Annotated in this window: 12 protein-coding genes; 8 read left to right on the forward strand and 4 right to left on the reverse strand. The window is 42.6% G+C overall.

From position 1 onward, the window contains the following. Positions 1-36: 36 nt before the first annotated feature. Together KXD93_RS17670 and KXD93_RS17675 are read right to left on the reverse strand one after the other, a co-directional pair. Positions 37-753 carry a hypothetical protein gene (locus tag KXD93_RS17670; RefSeq protein ID WP_258138645.1) on the reverse strand — a complete coding sequence of 239 codons (717 nt, stop codon included), beginning with the start codon at positions 751-753 and terminating at the stop codon, positions 37-39. Positions 754-826: 73 nt separating this feature from the next. Beyond that, positions 827-2449, reverse strand: a complete 1623-nt coding sequence (locus KXD93_RS17675) for an amidase (RefSeq protein WP_258138646.1) — start codon at positions 2447-2449, stop codon at positions 827-829. Positions 2450-2788: 339 nt separating this feature from the next. Here KXD93_RS17675 and KXD93_RS17680 point away from each other — a divergent pair, with 339 nt between their 5' ends. From KXD93_RS17680 to KXD93_RS17710, 7 genes are all read left to right on the forward strand, one after another. Continuing rightward, on the forward strand, positions 2789-3052 hold the full coding sequence (locus KXD93_RS17680) for an autorepressor SdpR family transcription factor (protein WP_258138647.1): 264 nt from the start codon (positions 2789-2791) through the stop codon (positions 3050-3052). Between the two features lie 13 nt (positions 3053-3065). Next, positions 3066-3734: an SdpI family protein gene (locus KXD93_RS17685; protein ID WP_258138648.1), complete on the forward strand. Its 669-nt coding sequence runs from the start codon at positions 3066-3068 to the stop codon at positions 3732-3734. Then, positions 3731-5131: an alpha/beta hydrolase family protein gene (locus KXD93_RS17690; RefSeq protein WP_258138649.1), complete on the forward strand. Its 1401-nt coding sequence runs from the start codon at positions 3731-3733 to the stop codon at positions 5129-5131. Before KXD93_RS17685 ends, KXD93_RS17690 begins: the two co-directional genes overlap by 4 nt. A 161-nt stretch (positions 5132-5292) precedes the next feature. Continuing rightward, entirely contained in the window at positions 5293-6180 is an 888-nt protein-coding gene (gene bla, locus KXD93_RS17695; RefSeq protein WP_258138650.1) for a class A beta-lactamase, subclass A2, read from the forward strand. Then, positions 6161-6976 carry an MBL fold metallo-hydrolase gene (locus tag KXD93_RS17700; protein ID WP_258138651.1) on the forward strand — a complete coding sequence of 272 codons (816 nt, stop codon included), beginning with the start codon at positions 6161-6163 and terminating at the stop codon, positions 6974-6976. Before bla ends, KXD93_RS17700 begins: the two co-directional genes overlap by 20 nt. A gap of 123 nt (positions 6977-7099) precedes the next feature. Continuing rightward, complete coding sequence (locus KXD93_RS17705; protein WP_258138652.1) at positions 7100-8068, forward strand: glycoside hydrolase family 5 protein; 969 nt, start codon at positions 7100-7102, stop codon at positions 8066-8068. A gap of 300 nt (positions 8069-8368) precedes the next feature. Then, positions 8369-10213, forward strand: coding sequence for a CocE/NonD family hydrolase (locus KXD93_RS17710; protein ID WP_258138653.1), 1845 nt, complete (start codon positions 8369-8371; stop codon positions 10211-10213). Between the two features lie 59 nt (positions 10214-10272). Here KXD93_RS17710 and KXD93_RS17715 read toward each other — a convergent pair whose 3' ends face one another. Then, on the reverse strand, positions 10273-10647 hold the full coding sequence (locus KXD93_RS17715; protein ID WP_258138654.1) for a hypothetical protein: 375 nt from the start codon (positions 10645-10647) through the stop codon (positions 10273-10275). A gap of 515 nt (positions 10648-11162) precedes the next feature. Between KXD93_RS17715 and KXD93_RS17720 the strand changes: the two genes are divergently transcribed. Next, on the forward strand, positions 11163-11855 hold the full coding sequence (locus KXD93_RS17720; protein ID WP_258138655.1) for an imm11 family protein: 693 nt from the start codon (positions 11163-11165) through the stop codon (positions 11853-11855). 4 nt (positions 11856-11859) lie between these two features. Here the strand turns inward: KXD93_RS17720 and KXD93_RS17725 are convergent, their stop codons facing one another. Continuing rightward, entirely contained in the window at positions 11860-15252 is a 3393-nt protein-coding gene (locus tag KXD93_RS17725; RefSeq protein WP_258138656.1) for a DUF6443 domain-containing protein, read from the reverse strand. Between the last annotated feature and the right edge of the window lie 61 nt (positions 15253-15313).

A 15313-nucleotide genomic window follows, 5' to 3' on the forward strand; every position in this document is an offset into this window, starting at 1 on the left:
CTTCCGGACTTTTCCGACTTTCGGACTGAAAGATCACTATTTATGTTCTTCTTCCTCTATCTCGGTAATAATCTTCCTTACTTCTACCGAAGTTTGATGATATTGGTCTATGATGTTATTAATAAACCCCGCCTTATTTAACAGGTTGTAGGTTACCGGCCTTTCCATTACCTGTTGAATGTTATTCCCCGTTTTGGTGAACACAATATTATAGTCGGCGTAATCGCTCATTTTGTTCTTAAAGGCCGAGAAGGATTTGGTCGACAATATTAAACCTGCCATGGTTTGCTGATAGAGGTTCACTATTTCCACCTGTAGTGTTTTATTTTCAATAACATCCAGCTTTCCGGAGGCTTTTAACGCTTCATACCTGCTGTTTGATGGAACAAACTCAACCGAATTGTATAAATATTCGGCTGCCTTTAAGGCGCTATCAGGATTCAGTTTTTTGCCGGTGTAGGCTTGTCTCAAATAGGCAAAGCTTTTATTCATCCGGGCATAATTGGCCGAATCGTTATGGAGCTGCAGCAGATCACCCTTTAAATCGCCTACCAGGCTGGTCAGGAAATTATGTTCAAGGGTTTGTTCCTGCTGGTGCTCGCGGTAGCGCTCCACAAAAAGAGAAAGCGTTATGGCAAAAACAATAATGGCAATTTCCAAAATGGTATCACCAATTTTATGCTTCAGGTCGCCAGGGTTTTTAACTACCTTTATTATTTCGCGGGTGTGTTTTATTATTTCGTGCTCGGCCATAGTTGGCAATAAAAATAGTGATTAGTTGAATAAATTGATATTTAATAAAATAATTAATACCTAACTCAATCAACTATCCTACAACATCCTTAAACTGTGGTGCTACCCTTTTTTTAGATGCCTGTTCATATGCGTAGCCTAGCTTAATAATATCAGCCTCCCTGTAAGCAGTGCTGATAAATGAAAGCCCGACAGGCAATCCGTGCGCATAGCCCATTGGCACTGTAATGTGCGGATACCCCGCCATAGCAGCCGGGCCTGAAAACGAAAAGCCATTGTCATAGTCACCATTCAACAGGTCGATGCAAACAGCAAAGCCATTGGTGGGTGCTGCAATAGCATCCAATTTATTTTCCTTTAAAATGATGTCGATGGCAGTTCGGGTGATGCTTGTTGTTTTTTGCACGGCATCCAGGTATTCCTTTTCATCAAGGCCACCTTTTTTGTCAGCAAGCTCCAGGATTTCCTGTTTAAAAAAAGGCATGGCCTTGGCTTCGTTCTTTTTGTTAAATGCGATAACATCCGCCAGTGATTTTACCTTTGAGTTGGCGTCGCTTAAGTATTTGTTCAATCCGTCCTTAAATTCGTAAAGCAGTACGGTCAATCCATTTTTGCCGGCTTCCTTTATTTGTTTGTAAAGTTCAACCTCAACAATGGTTGCGCCCTTGGCCTTTAGCAGATCAACAGCCTGCTGGAATATAAGATCCATAGCGGGACTAACCTTCATGCCATCCTTTTCAATGCCGATGCGCTTGCCTCTCAAGCCATCCGCATCTAAAAATTTGGTATAGTCTGCCTCAATTTTGCCTTTGCTGGTTAAGGTGTATACATCCTGTGGGTCTTCGCCTGCTAGGGCTCCCAATAAAATAGCGGCGTCCCTTACAGTGCGCGCCATTGGCCCGGCGGTATCCTGAGTTTTCGAGATCGGGATGATGCCAAAGCGGCTCCAAAGCCCAACCGTGGGCTTGATGCCAACCAGGCCGTTTACCGATGATGGGGACACAATAGAGCCATCAGTTTCGGTGCCTATCGCAATGGCACACAAATTAGCCGAAGCGGCCGAACCTGAGCCAGCGCTTGATCCACTGGGGTTACGATCCAAAATATAAGGGCATTTTGTTTGCCCGCCGCGACTGCTCCATCCGCTGGTTGAATGTGTACTGCGGAAGTTGGCCCACTCGCTTAAATTGGTCTTCCCCAGCAGCACTGCGCCGGCCTGCCTGAGCTTGTGCACAATAAATGCATCCTGCTTGGCAAAGTTATCAGCTATGGCGAGGGCACCGGCGGTGGTGTGCATATTGTCGCCGGAATTTATGTTGTCCTTAATTAATACCGGGATGCCATGCAAAGGCCCGCGTACTTTCCCGGCGGCGCGTTCCTTATCCATTGCATCGGCCATGTTGAGTGCATCCTTGTTGAGTTCGATAACGGCGTTAAGCTTTGGCCCGTTCTTGTCAATCTCATCAACCCGCTTCAAATACATTTCGGTGATGGAGCGCGAAGTATATTCCTTGCTTTTCATCTTTTGCTGAAGCATATCGATAGTTACTTCATTTAAGGCGAAGTCATCTTTCTTCTGTCCATCAGCAGTGCTTTTGTCTTTGTCGGACGAAACTAAATTGCAGGATGTTGCAGCAAGGGTGGTTAAAGTAAGTCCGGCAAGCGAGCCGGTTTTGAGGAAGTTTCTTCGTTGCATGATGGTGGGTTGATTAGCAGCTACAAGTAACGAAATTTTAGGGAATTATGTGGATGGTAACAGAAAAATCATTTGGGTAAGCGGGAAAAGGTTTGGAAAGATAATAGTGTGAATCCATGGCGCAGAGCGGACTCACCCGGTCGACGCTATGCTGGACCACCCTCTCTGCTGCGCAAAGAGGGGAAAGAAAATAAGAAAATTTTCCTCCACCTCTTTACCGCTTGCGGAAGAGATGTCAACGAGCGAAGCAATGTCGGGTGAGTCTTCTCTACGCACGATATATTCCCCTTTGAAATCTCAAAAAGTATTTAGACATTTGTCTAAATATATAAATACAAATTGAACGCGCTATTCAAAGCTCTTAATGATTCCACAAGGAGGGAGATCCTGGAACTGCTAAAGGACAAGGACCTTACAGCGGGCGAAATAGCTGATCAGTTTAACATTTCAAAGCCAAGCATCTCGCATCACCTCGACCTGCTGCGACAGGCGGGCCTGGTAGTATCGGTTAAGGAGGGGCAGTTTATCTATTACTCCTTAAACACCACCGTTATGGACGAGATGCTCAAATGGATCATCAGTTTGCAATCACCTAAAAAATAGAAATATAATCACAATGAAAAAGTTTACATATATCGACTTGGCCGCCCTGCTGATATGGCTAATCCCGGTTATTTACCTGTTTTTTGTGTACGCGTCGCTGCCGGAAACCGTGCCCATGCACTATGGTATGGATGGCAAGGTAAATCGCTACGGCAATAAAAGTGAACTGATAACCCTTGTGGCCATCATGCTGGGCACGCAGCTATTTGTTTACCTGCTGCTTCGGTTTTTGCCGGGCATCGATCCTAAAAAGCAAGTAAAGTCCGGGGAGGGTACTTTTCAAAAACTGGCCTTGGGGATAGTGTTTTTTATATCGGCCCTGGTCATTGCAATTATATTTTCCACCGCTCATAAGGGGATTAAGATAGATAAACTGATATTACCCCTAACCGGCTTGTTGTTTGCCTTTATGGGCAACATTATGCACAGCATCAAACCCAACTATTTTGCCGGTATCCGTACACCGTGGACCCTGGAGAGCGAAGACACTTGGCGTGTAACTCATCGATTAGCAGGAAAATTATGGTTTGTCGGAGGGATTATCCTTACCGTACTCACGCTAGTATTGCCGCCTGAGGCAGCGACCGTTGCATTTATGTGCGGCGTTGGGATTATCGTATTTATACCAGTTATCTACTCCTATATCTATTTCAAAAAACACCAGCCAGATCAAAATTTATGAAAAAATTAATCATTTGTGTATTAATGCTAATCGGCATAAAACAACTACACGCACAGGACGTGAGCGGTAGCTACCTTGGCTCGTTAACCCTTGCAAGCACCAATCTCCAGGTGATTTTTAATGTGGATAAAGCAGCAGACGGCAGCTACAGTGCTACCTTCGATAGCCCTGATCAAAAGGCGTTTGGGATAAAATGCAGTAAAACCACTATTGTAAAGGACAGTCTTTCTATAGAGGTTGCGCAGGCCGGAATTCTTTACAAGGGTTTGTGGGATGGAAAAGGTGGGATCACCGGGACTTTCAAACAGGGAGGATCGAACCTGCCGCTTAGCCTGCAACTGATGCGCAGGCCGCAAACACCCAAGCCTCCTTTTAACTATTTTACCGAAGAGGTGGAATATGACAATGCCGATAAAAGCCTGCATTATGGCGCAACCTTTACCCGGCCGAACGGAAAAGGAAAATACCCTGCCCTAATTATAATTACCGGAAGTGGTACACAAGATAGGGACGGAACTTTATTCGGGCATAAATTATATTGGGTACTGGCTGATTACCTTACCAAAAATGGCATAGCCGTGTTAAGGGTTGATGACCGGGGAGCAGGCAAAAGCACTATTGGCAGCGCCGGCAAAAATGTAACGAGCGTCGACTTTTCGTACGATGTGGAAACCAGTTTAAATTATTTGGAGACAAGGGAGGATGTTGATAAAAAGCACCTCGGCTTAATAGGACACAGCGAAGGCGGGATCATCGCGCCTATGGTAGCAGCCCGTCGCAAGGATGTTAGTTTTATAGTAATGTGGGGAGGGCCCGGGGTTGGCGGCGCGGCGATCAATACCGAACAAAATATCTACGCTTTGAAGGGAGTCGGGGTCGATACTACGTCGATCAACGCATTTAAGCAGCTTCACCTGGGGATCCTTAAACTTTTTGCGACATTGCCCAACGTGGATAGTTTGGATAAGCAGATTACGCCCTTATTTGAGAACTGGAAGAAAGGGCAAACCGATAAAACATTAGTGGCGCTGAACGCTAAAAATGTTGACATAAAGGACGTTTATAAACAGTACAACAGTTTGTATAACATCCCGTGGATGCGTTTTTTTATTGCCTATGATCCTGAAAAGGACCTCGGCAAGGTAAAATGCCCGGTACTGGCAATCAATGGCGAAAAGGATACCCAGGTGGATGCAGCAAGTAATTTAAGTTTAATAAGGGAGATCCTCACAAAAAATGGAAATAAGGATGTCGAGATAAAAGCGATGCCCGGCCTTAACCACCTGATGCAAACTGCACAAACCGGCGATTTATCAGAGTATGAAAAGATCGAAGAAACCATGTCGCCCGCAGCTATGAAGATAATTTCCGACTGGATTAAAATTCATGTAAAATAAATGCGTTAATGTTAGAGTCAAGATGCAAGAGTCAAGAATCAAGAAAAAATGACGATCAGGATAAGTTCTGATTTAGATTGTTTTTTTAATTTTATTTTTGACGATCAGATTCAGCGATTTTATCTTTCCTGGCTCTTGACTCTTAGTTCTAATCTCCAACTATGAAAAAATTTCTCCTTTCAGCAGGCTTAATGCTGATACTTTTGCCCCCATTTTTTGTTAAAGCGCAAACTGCGCTTCGTGAACAGATAACCACTATTGCAAAATCGTCAAAAGGTATTGTAGGCGTATCCATTTTAGGTTTGGAAAGCCGTGATACTTTATCAGTCAGCGGCGATGCACGACTGGTAATGCACAGCGTAATGAAATTCCCGATAGCGCTTACCGTTTTGCATTGGGTTGATTCGGGTAAGCTTACACTGGATAAAAAGATCCACATCAAAAAAAAGGACCTGCCAAAAACTTACAGTCCGCTGCGTGATAAATACCCTGATGGCAATGTTGACGTATCCATCGCCGATCTTTTGAGCTATATGGTATCCTTAAGTGATAACGATGCCTGCGATATTTTATTAAAGGTGATTGACGGCCCCAAGACAGTACAGGATTATATGTTGCACATTGGAATAAGGGGGATTGCCGTTAGAGCATCCGAGGCGGACATGGCATCGTCATGGGAACTGCAATACACCAACTGGTGCAAGCCGAAGGAAGCAACCATTTTATTGGATAAATTTTATAAGGGCGAAATCCTTTCAAAACCGAATACTGATTTTTTATATAAAATCCTTAGCGAAACAAGCACCGGCCCTCACCGCATAAAAGGTTTGTTACCGGCAGGTACTGTGGTTGCTCACAAAACTGGAACATCTCCAACAAATGACAGTGGTTTATCGCCGGCGACAAATGATGTGGGAATAATTACCCTGCCAAACGGCAAGCACCTTGCTATTTCCATTTTTGTATGTAACTCAACCGATGATGAAGCCACCCGCGATGCGGTGATCGCAAAAATTGCAAAAGCTGCGTATGACCATTATTGCAAATAACCAGGACAGAAATATCTGCCAAACCTGTGGTACAAGATATGCCGGCAATGTTCCTGAAATATGTACAATTTGTGCAGATGACCGCCAGTACGTGCTTCCAACAGGTCAGAAATGGATAAGTTATGATGAGGTTAAAACCGGCAGGAGCATCAGGTTTAACCATTTGTTGTCCAATCTTTATGATCTGCGGATAACGCCCCCGTTTGCCATTGGGCAAAAGGCACATTTAATATGCACACCGGGAGGTAACCTGCTTTGGGATTGCATTCCGTTTATCGATGAGCCCACGGTCGCTTTTATCAAATCATTAGGCGGACTGAAAGGTATCGCCATATCGCATCCGCATTATTACAGCTTGATGGCTGTATGGGCCGACATTTTTGATTGCCCAATTTATTTGCACGAAGGTGATAAGCAATGGATAATGGACGAAAGCCCGAAAATTGAGCTTTGGCAGGGACAAAAAAAGGTGTTATGGGATGGTATGGAAATAATTCATACAGCCGGGCATTTCCCGGGAAGCACTGTTTTGCATGTGCCTGGTATCGGTATAAATGGCAGCCTGTTTGTGGGCGATAGTCTTTACGTTGCCGTCGATCGTAAATTTATCAGCATGATGTACAGTTACCCTAATGCTATTCCGCTTCCGCAAAAGGCTATTTTGCAGATCAGTGACAGGGTTAGCCCTTTGAAGTTTGATGCAATGTATGGCGCCTTTGAATGGCAAAACATTGAGAATGGCGCCAGGGAGATGTTTACGCGCTCGGTCAGTCGTTATCTGGAGATCTTTAAATAAAGACGCAAAATATTACGTCTCTACGGGTGATCTGATCACTTTTTCCCTTTTTATAATTCATTTTTTGCATCTTCATCTTCCTGTAAATAAATTCTGTTACATTGTTTTCAATTATAAAATCTGATGAAACAGGCGGCAGGGATCTTTCTATTTATTCTTTTTACCACATCACTTTTCGCACAAACACCGGTAGCCATTAATGGCGCTTTAAGGGTTGAAGGCGATAAAATTGTAAACAAAAACGATGTTGCGCCGCAACTGCGCGGCATCAGCTTTTCATGGAGCTTATGGCAGGGGCGCAAATATTATAATCCGGTGGTGGTCGACTGGCTTACCAGCGATTTTAAAGTGTCACTCGTCAGGGCATCCATGGGTGTGCAGCCTGATCATGGGTATTTGCAGGAGCCTGCGCTGCAAAAGCAACTAATTGTAAATGTGGTTGACCAGGCAATTAAGGATGGTATTTACGTTTTGATTGACTGGCATGATCACCACAGCAATCAGCACCTTGCGCAATCAAAGGACTTTTTTGCGGAGATGGCGCAAAAGTATAAAGGCGTTCCGAATGTGATCTATGAGATCTGGAACGAACCTGAAGCTATCAGTTGGGACACCGTTAAAAATTACGCGGTTCAGGTAATCAGGGAGATCAGGAAATATGATCCGGATAATTTAATTGTAGTAGGAAGCCCTCATTGGGATCAGGACGTGGATCTTGCGGCGACAAACTCCATTACCGGGTTTAAGAACATTGCCTATTCCTTTCATTTTTACGCATCCGACCCAAGTCATCAGGAAAAGCTGCGTGCTAAAGGTGATCTTGCTATCAAAAAGGGCCTCGCACTAATGATAACAGAGTGGGGCGTAGGTGAGTCAAACGGTAACGGTAAATTCAATCGCGACCAGGTAAAAACATGGATGGAATGGATGGAAGCCAATCACTTGAGCTGGACGAACTGGAACATTACTGATAAACAGGAAACCACAGCCCTTTTGCTCCCCGGCGCACCGGAAACCGGCAACTGGACAGAGGAACAGCTAACCCCGGCAGGAATCTACATCAGGGAAAAGTTGCGGGAATTGAATAAGTAGGTAACCTGGTAATAAATAACTTATCAAATCGTCATTGCGAGGAACGAAGCAACCTCTACGCAGGATGATCAACGGACCTTAATGTTAAATGGATTTTACAGCCGCTGTTAGGTTGTCACAATATTATTGTTCCCTGATTTGCACAGTTCAGAGTTTGCTTCGTTCCTCGCAATGACGATCTCGTGAACTTATTTGCGGCAAAAGGTGCATCCGCACTTCGCACATCAAAAATTCGCACATCATCTTCCTTTCTTCCTTAAAAATCAGCATATTTACTTGCTGACCGCTTAATTCATTATTATGAAGAAATTATACATTCTTTTATTTCTCTTTTTGCCGTTTATTTCTTTTGCCCAAAATGCCGATTCCGTTTGGTTTGTAAATAATTATGTTAAAAAGGAAGTCACTGTCCCGATGAGGGATGGTATAAAACTTTTTACTTCTATTTATCAGCCTAAAGATCAGTCGGAAAAACACCCAATCCTGATTACCCGCACGCCATATTCCTGTTCGCCTTATGGCGTAAAATACCGCCAGTATTGGTACAGCTATATGATGAAATATTGCCGCGAAGGCTATGTTTTGGTAACTCAGGATATTCGTGGCCGGTGGATGAGCGAAGGCAAATTTGAAGTAGTTAGGCCCTTCAATCCCAATAAAAAAACAGACAAGGACATTGATGAAGCCAGCGATACCTATGATACCATCGACTGGCTGGTAAAAAATGTGGAAAATAACAATGGCAATGTTGGGGCAGTTGGTATTTCGTTCCCTGGCTTTTTCGCAACCGAGGCAGCGCTAAGCGGGCACCCGGCTCTAAAGGCTGTTAGTCCGCAGGCACCGGTAACCGACCGTTTTTTTGGCGATGACGACCACCATAACGGCGTGTTGTTTTTGATGGATGCCTTTGATTTTCACGTAGGCTATGGCTTTAGTCAGCCACACCCGAAACCATCAATGCTGCCCGCGAAAACATTTAATATTTCAGGCGGCGACAATTATTCCTGGTATCTGAAAATGGGTGCACTACCCAACTTTACCAAAATAACCGGCGATTCGCTTGAGTTTTGGGATAATATGATGAAGCACCCCAATCTTGATGATTGGTGGAAGGCGCGTGATACACGCTCGGGCATTAAAAATGTAAAGCCCGCCATGCTGGTGGTAGGCGGATTGTTTGATGCAGAGGATGGTTACGGCGCGTGGCACACGTACGATGCGTTGATTAAACAAAGCCCGGCAACCACCAGCAAGCTGGTAATGGGCCCATGGTATCATGGGCAATGGGCCAGTAAGGATGGCACCCATTTGGGTAACGTTATGTTCTATAATAATACCTCCGAATGGTACCAGAATAATATAGAAGTGCCATGGTTTAATTATTACCTGAAAGGCAAAGGCTCACTTGATAGCATCAGCAAGGCTACCATCTTTTTTTCGGGTGAGAACAAATGGCGGAAATTTAAGGAATGGCCGTCGACAGATATCGTGCAGACGCCTATTTACCTTGAAGACAATGGAAAGCTGTCTTTTACCAAATCCGGCAAACCAGGTTTTGATACCTATGTAAGTGATCCGGCAAAGCCGGTTCCATATGCTGAGCGGATCCACTTTGATCGCACAAGAGAATACATGACCGACGACCAGCGCTTTGCTTCCCGCCGTACGGATGTGTTAACTTTTGAAACAGATACGCTGACAGATAACCTCACCCTGGGCGGCCCTATGATAGCCGACCTAATGGTAAGCATTTCAAAAACCGACGCTGATTTTGTGGTTAAGCTGATTGATGTTTTGCCGGACAACGCGCCGAGAAACCCGGTTACCAAATACCTGATGGGCGGTTACCAGATGCTGGTACGCGCAGAAGTGATGCGCGGCAGGTATCGCAACAGTTTTTCAAAGCCTGAGGCTTTTGTTCCCAATAAACCTACACCGGTAAAATTTACCATGCCTGATGTTGCGCATACCTTTAAGAAAGGGCACCGTATTATGGTACAGGTACAAAGCAGCTGGTTCCCGTTAACCGACCGCAACCCGCAGCAATTTGTGGATATTTACCAGGCTAAGGATTCGGATTTTGTAAAAGAGACTATTAATATTTACCATGATCAGTCGAAGCTGATTTTACCTGTTTTGAAATAAAAAGCTATTATAACTACCGTTCTGTTTTAGTGTAAATAGCGCAACCCGCACTGTAAAGTTCAACTTTCTAAAAAATCAACAGAGTGCGGGTTTATTTTATATTTATAATACTTTTTATAAATATCTTTATCCGTTTCAAAAAAGCGTATTTCCATAATATCGTATACAATGCCTTTTTCCGTTACAGAACCATCAACGGCTATAGCAGCAATTTTATATTCATTATTTTCTATGCCCTGTTTAAAATCTTTTTCAAGTAAATCAATTAGCGGTAATGAGGGTGAATAGTCACTCCCCAAATATGCACCGACAGGCACAATCTCTCCCGTTTTATTAATATAGGTGCCAAAGGGATAAAATTCTTTTGCGCCCAATAAAAATGCTTCGGCTTGCATTTTTAGTACCCTTATTATTATTTCAAGATCACTTTCCATGTAAAGACATCATTTTATATTAACAAATCTATTAATTATAACCAACCCGGTGGTAAAGGAGGCGGATCTGGTGGTTTTATATTTGTGGGTGCTACTTTTACAGCATCAGCTTTTAATGTCACAGTGGATGACTTATAAGTTTGTATATCAAATGAGGAATTTTTTAAAGGCTTAGATAGTTTTGCAGATTCATTAATATCCAGCTTAGGTTTAAACCCATTATCGTTCGATATTTTTTCTTGAGTTCTTAGTTGTTCAATTAATGATTGCCGTTTTACATTTTTAGTTTCAAATGTTGATTTTCAATGTATCAGGAATAGTTGTACTTTCTTGCGATATTAGGATAGTATTTGGAAATGATTTTTTATTAACTTTGGTTTCCTAGTCAATTTGGAAAATGTTCCGGCCTTATTAGCAATACGTGTTTAGTTCGATGAAAATAGAAAATAGATCTTTCTAAGTTGAAGAATTAAAACAAGAAAGATCTATACGATTAAATATTAAACTTTTAGATAATGTCTTATTATATACTGGAACCCGCTTGCGACACTCCGGAAACTGGCCCGGTTTATCCTCAAATCCAAAAGCTAAAGCCCGGTTATGATGATAATAAGCCCGATTCCATTTACTCTTATCTCAAAAAGTCAATTAATGGTTTCCCAGATAGGGTGCCTGATTTGGATAGCTTTATCTTGCATGGCCATGCAAAGCCAACAGATTTGATTAGTAACGCAATTACAAGCGGCTCAGGACTTTTTGTTAGTCAAAAACTAAAATCTATATTGGAAAATCATCATTTGATGACCAACCGATTTTATTCGGCTAAAGTAATTTACAAGAAGAAAGTATTGGATAATTATTTCTGGGCTCATTTTATTCCTGACTTTACCGAATATATTGATTATCCCCAATCCTCTTTCTTTATTTACAAACATTATCGTTTAGATGATGGTAATATTGCCATTAATTCCCTGGACGATTATTTTAAAAAAAGACAACAGGTACAACAGGACAACCCCGGAATAAATATTACCATTTGGGCGAAAAGGATTTGTTTTAAGCAGGAGTTTTTCGATATGCAATTGGATTTTTTTAAGATAAGTTTGTTTGATGGCAATTACTATATTAGTGAAGCATTAAAAAATGCATTGATGGAAAATAAAATAAATGGTTGTCACGTACAAATGACAGATCGAATAATCTTTTAACATCCTATATCCAACCAATTTCGTTACTGCCTTTTTTAGGTGGTTGCGGGGGTACAACAACAGGAACTACATTTTTTACCGCATCTTGAGCCGCTGCTTTTGGTTTGAAGAGATCATTAGTCTTTACTCCTCTGTTATTATTAATTACATCCTTAACGTCTTTAACTAAATTTCTTAATAGATTAGCTTTTTCGCTTGGTGAAGCATCTGGATTATTTTCCTTAAGCGCATCGATCTTTTTATCCATCTCTTTGTTATACTCAGGGTGATTGCCATGCTCGCCTTCTCCTGAAGCTTTACTATATTTATCAAGCTTTATTTTATTTTCCTCTCCTTCAAACTTAAAACCACCATCCCTTGCGTCTTTTACAAAATCATTTGCTTTAGAAGCCTTTGGAACTACATGATGATCTTCTTTTGGCGCTGGTGTATCTTCTACTCCTCTTTTTGCAACTTCTCCGCCAGCTTTAGCAATACTTTCAGCTACTGGCTCAAAGGTGACTCCTGTCTCTTCAAAAAAGAATACTCCCTCAAGACCATCTAAGTCTCTTTTTGATGTAGGATTGTTAGAACCATACTGGTAGCTCGTCATCCAAGGAAAATGCTCTGCAAGGGGGTCAATTGACGTGAAACGTCCTAAAACGGGATCATAAAATCTCGCGCCATAATCGTATTGCGTCAACTCCTGTTGCAATTCTTTCTTATTGTAAAGATAAGTATTAGCCACACCAAATGTATACCGGTTATAATTAAGGCCAAATGGATAATAATCGTCTTTTTGTATAACACGGGCAACATTCGTGCTGTCGTCAAAATAAACTCGGCTGTTTCCTAATTGGTCGTCAAGTGTGTATTCATAGCTGTAAGCGCCGGTAGCGGGGTTTCTTACCGCTTTTCCTTCGCTGGTAAGGATAAAATTAACAGCGTTGTTGTGGTATTGAATGCCTTTTATATAGTCATCCGTACCCACAGCAGCATTGCTGCTTACCCTTCTCAGCTTGTTCCCTGCTGCGTCATAAGTGTAGGTTATTGTTTTGCTGCCGGTAATGTTTTGAGGCAGGTTAAGCACATTATAAGAAATTTTCACATTGTTTAGGGCATCAAAGCTGGCATTGCCGTTCCCGTCATACAGATAATTACCTGTAGCGGCAAGCCCGCTTACAGTTGTGAGCTGATTGCCATTATAGGCATATCCAATGGTGTAGGTAGCTGGTACTCTTGGATCTAAACGGGTCATTCCCTGTATGTTCCCGGATAGGTCGTAAGTTATGGCTTGTTCAGTAAAACCTTCGCTTGATACGCCGCTAAGAATCCGGTTTAATTTATCATAGCTGTAAGTGTAATTTTTGGTAAGATTACTACCTGTTCCCCAATACTGGTTAGCTATATTGCCGTTAAACTGTGGTGTAGTACCATCATTGTATTTTAGCTGCAATACAAACAAGCGTGAACTGTCTTTTGTCATCCATCCCCGCTCGTTATATGTATAAGCTATATCCTGTAAAAAGCTGCTGTTGCCATTGATACCATTTAAATGTTTTGTTCTTAATTGGCCTATTTCATTGTAATCGTTTTTAGCCATCAGAATCCTGGGGTTACTGTTTACCTGGTTCCAAGCCTCTGTTTTTCTGTTCACATGATCGTAAACGAGGCTATCTGAAATTGTTAAAACCGGGTTGGTTGCTGTGTTATGGTTTCTGTGGGTAGCAATGACATTGTTAGTAAAGTCGTAAGACGTACCGGTTTCATCATAGTTGGCTGTGGCCAAAGATCCACCTAAATAATGCTGTTCAATAGTTTTGGTTACCCTGCCAAGGTCATCATAATATTGAGCTGTCCATAGCATATCTGCTGTGCCAAGCACATTGGTCAGGCTTGCCGTCAACAGTCCGCGGGTCATGGTGCTGTAACTGGCTTGCTTGTTGTAAGTTGCCGGCAAGCTGGGTACATTATAATCATCGTAATAATCTACAGTCAGATAAGTTATTGTGTTACTTGTGGGGAAAGAGTTAGCTGTGTAATATTTGTGTACAGCATCGCTATTATCTCTCTTTTCCCATTGTGTAGTTTGGTTGTTTACCTGGTTTTGCAGGCTGATCCGGGTTATGGCAGTACCGCCATTATTCCAGATCCCGGTAATAACAGGGCGGGATAATGCATCATACTTTGTAAAAGCCCATGTGTTATTAAATCGTTCTGTCGAGTCCTGTGTTGCCACCACCAAATCCAGTGCGTTGTATACCAAATACTCAACACCTTTGCCCGGCAGATTTTTCTCAATAACCCTATTTCGCGCATCAAAACGGTATTGATAACATAAACTGTTTAATTTAGCCTGTGTTATTCCGCCATTGTCAGGACTGGCATTGGGTGGCAGCACAAACGATGTATTACCAAGGTCGTCAAAAACGTAATATGTTGACATTATTTGTCCCCCGGTGTTAAAAACACGTTTTAATATGGTACGGCCTTCCTTGTCTTTATATTCTTCCGTGGTACCCGCTTTCCCGTCCGTGCTTTTCCAATTCTCGTCCTTTGAAACGGTTACATATAACTGATTAACATCATAGCTTCCGCCATCCACTAAAGTTGGTTTTCCGTTTGCGTCAAGCGCAACAGAATATAGCTTTGCCCACCGGCTGCTTCCGCTGGTAAGGGAGGCGGCATCATTAGTTACATAATCTAACTTATTCGTATGGCCGGGAGATATTGCACCGGGTTTACCTGTTAATTGCCAGTTATCGCCCATAGCGCCCTGTTCTACTATCCTGTTTAAAGGGGAAGGCTCAAATCCCGTTTCAGCAAAAGGAAAGGGCGTTTGTACAACGCCAGGGGCATTCCACGTGCCAACATTTGCAGGGTTAGCATAAAAGGAAGATTGATCTGTTATTGCGTTACCCTTAAAACTTCCGTCGCTCGGAGCAGTCGGCAAAACGGTATACGGATTATATTTTATCGTCTCCCTTCCGAATGGATCATAAGCAGTTGGTAAAACAAGATCCCGGAAAGTTGGGCTGCCTTTTACCTTTATATTTTGTATAGGCCTTCCTAATCCGTCATAATATTGCACAGTGGCCATAACCTGGCAGGTTGTATTGTTGGGGTCGGCAGGGTTAGTCAATCCGGCTATTTTCGGCGTATAGGTAACTATATAGTTTTGGTTGCTGCTTAAAGCTGTTGCCAATGGAATGCAGCCGGGTGTTATTTTTGCAGAAAAGGACTGTCCTGCTGTGACTGAAAAGCCCGGATCTAAACGGATGCTTTGAGGGGCTGTATAATTCCCTGAAGTGTTAGGCTGATTTAACACGAGTTGCCCAAAACAATTGCCAGTTAAAGCGGTGCTTATAAATGTGGCCAACAAGTACTTTAATGATTTGGTAAGGCAGGTTTTGTTCATTCGGTCAAGGATTAGGATTGTTGAATTAAAGATAAAAAATATATTTGGTGCAGTCAATGTG

Source organism: Mucilaginibacter phenanthrenivorans, assembly GCF_024721155.1.
Lineage (GTDB): Bacteria > Bacteroidota > Bacteroidia > Sphingobacteriales > Sphingobacteriaceae > Mucilaginibacter > Mucilaginibacter phenanthrenivorans.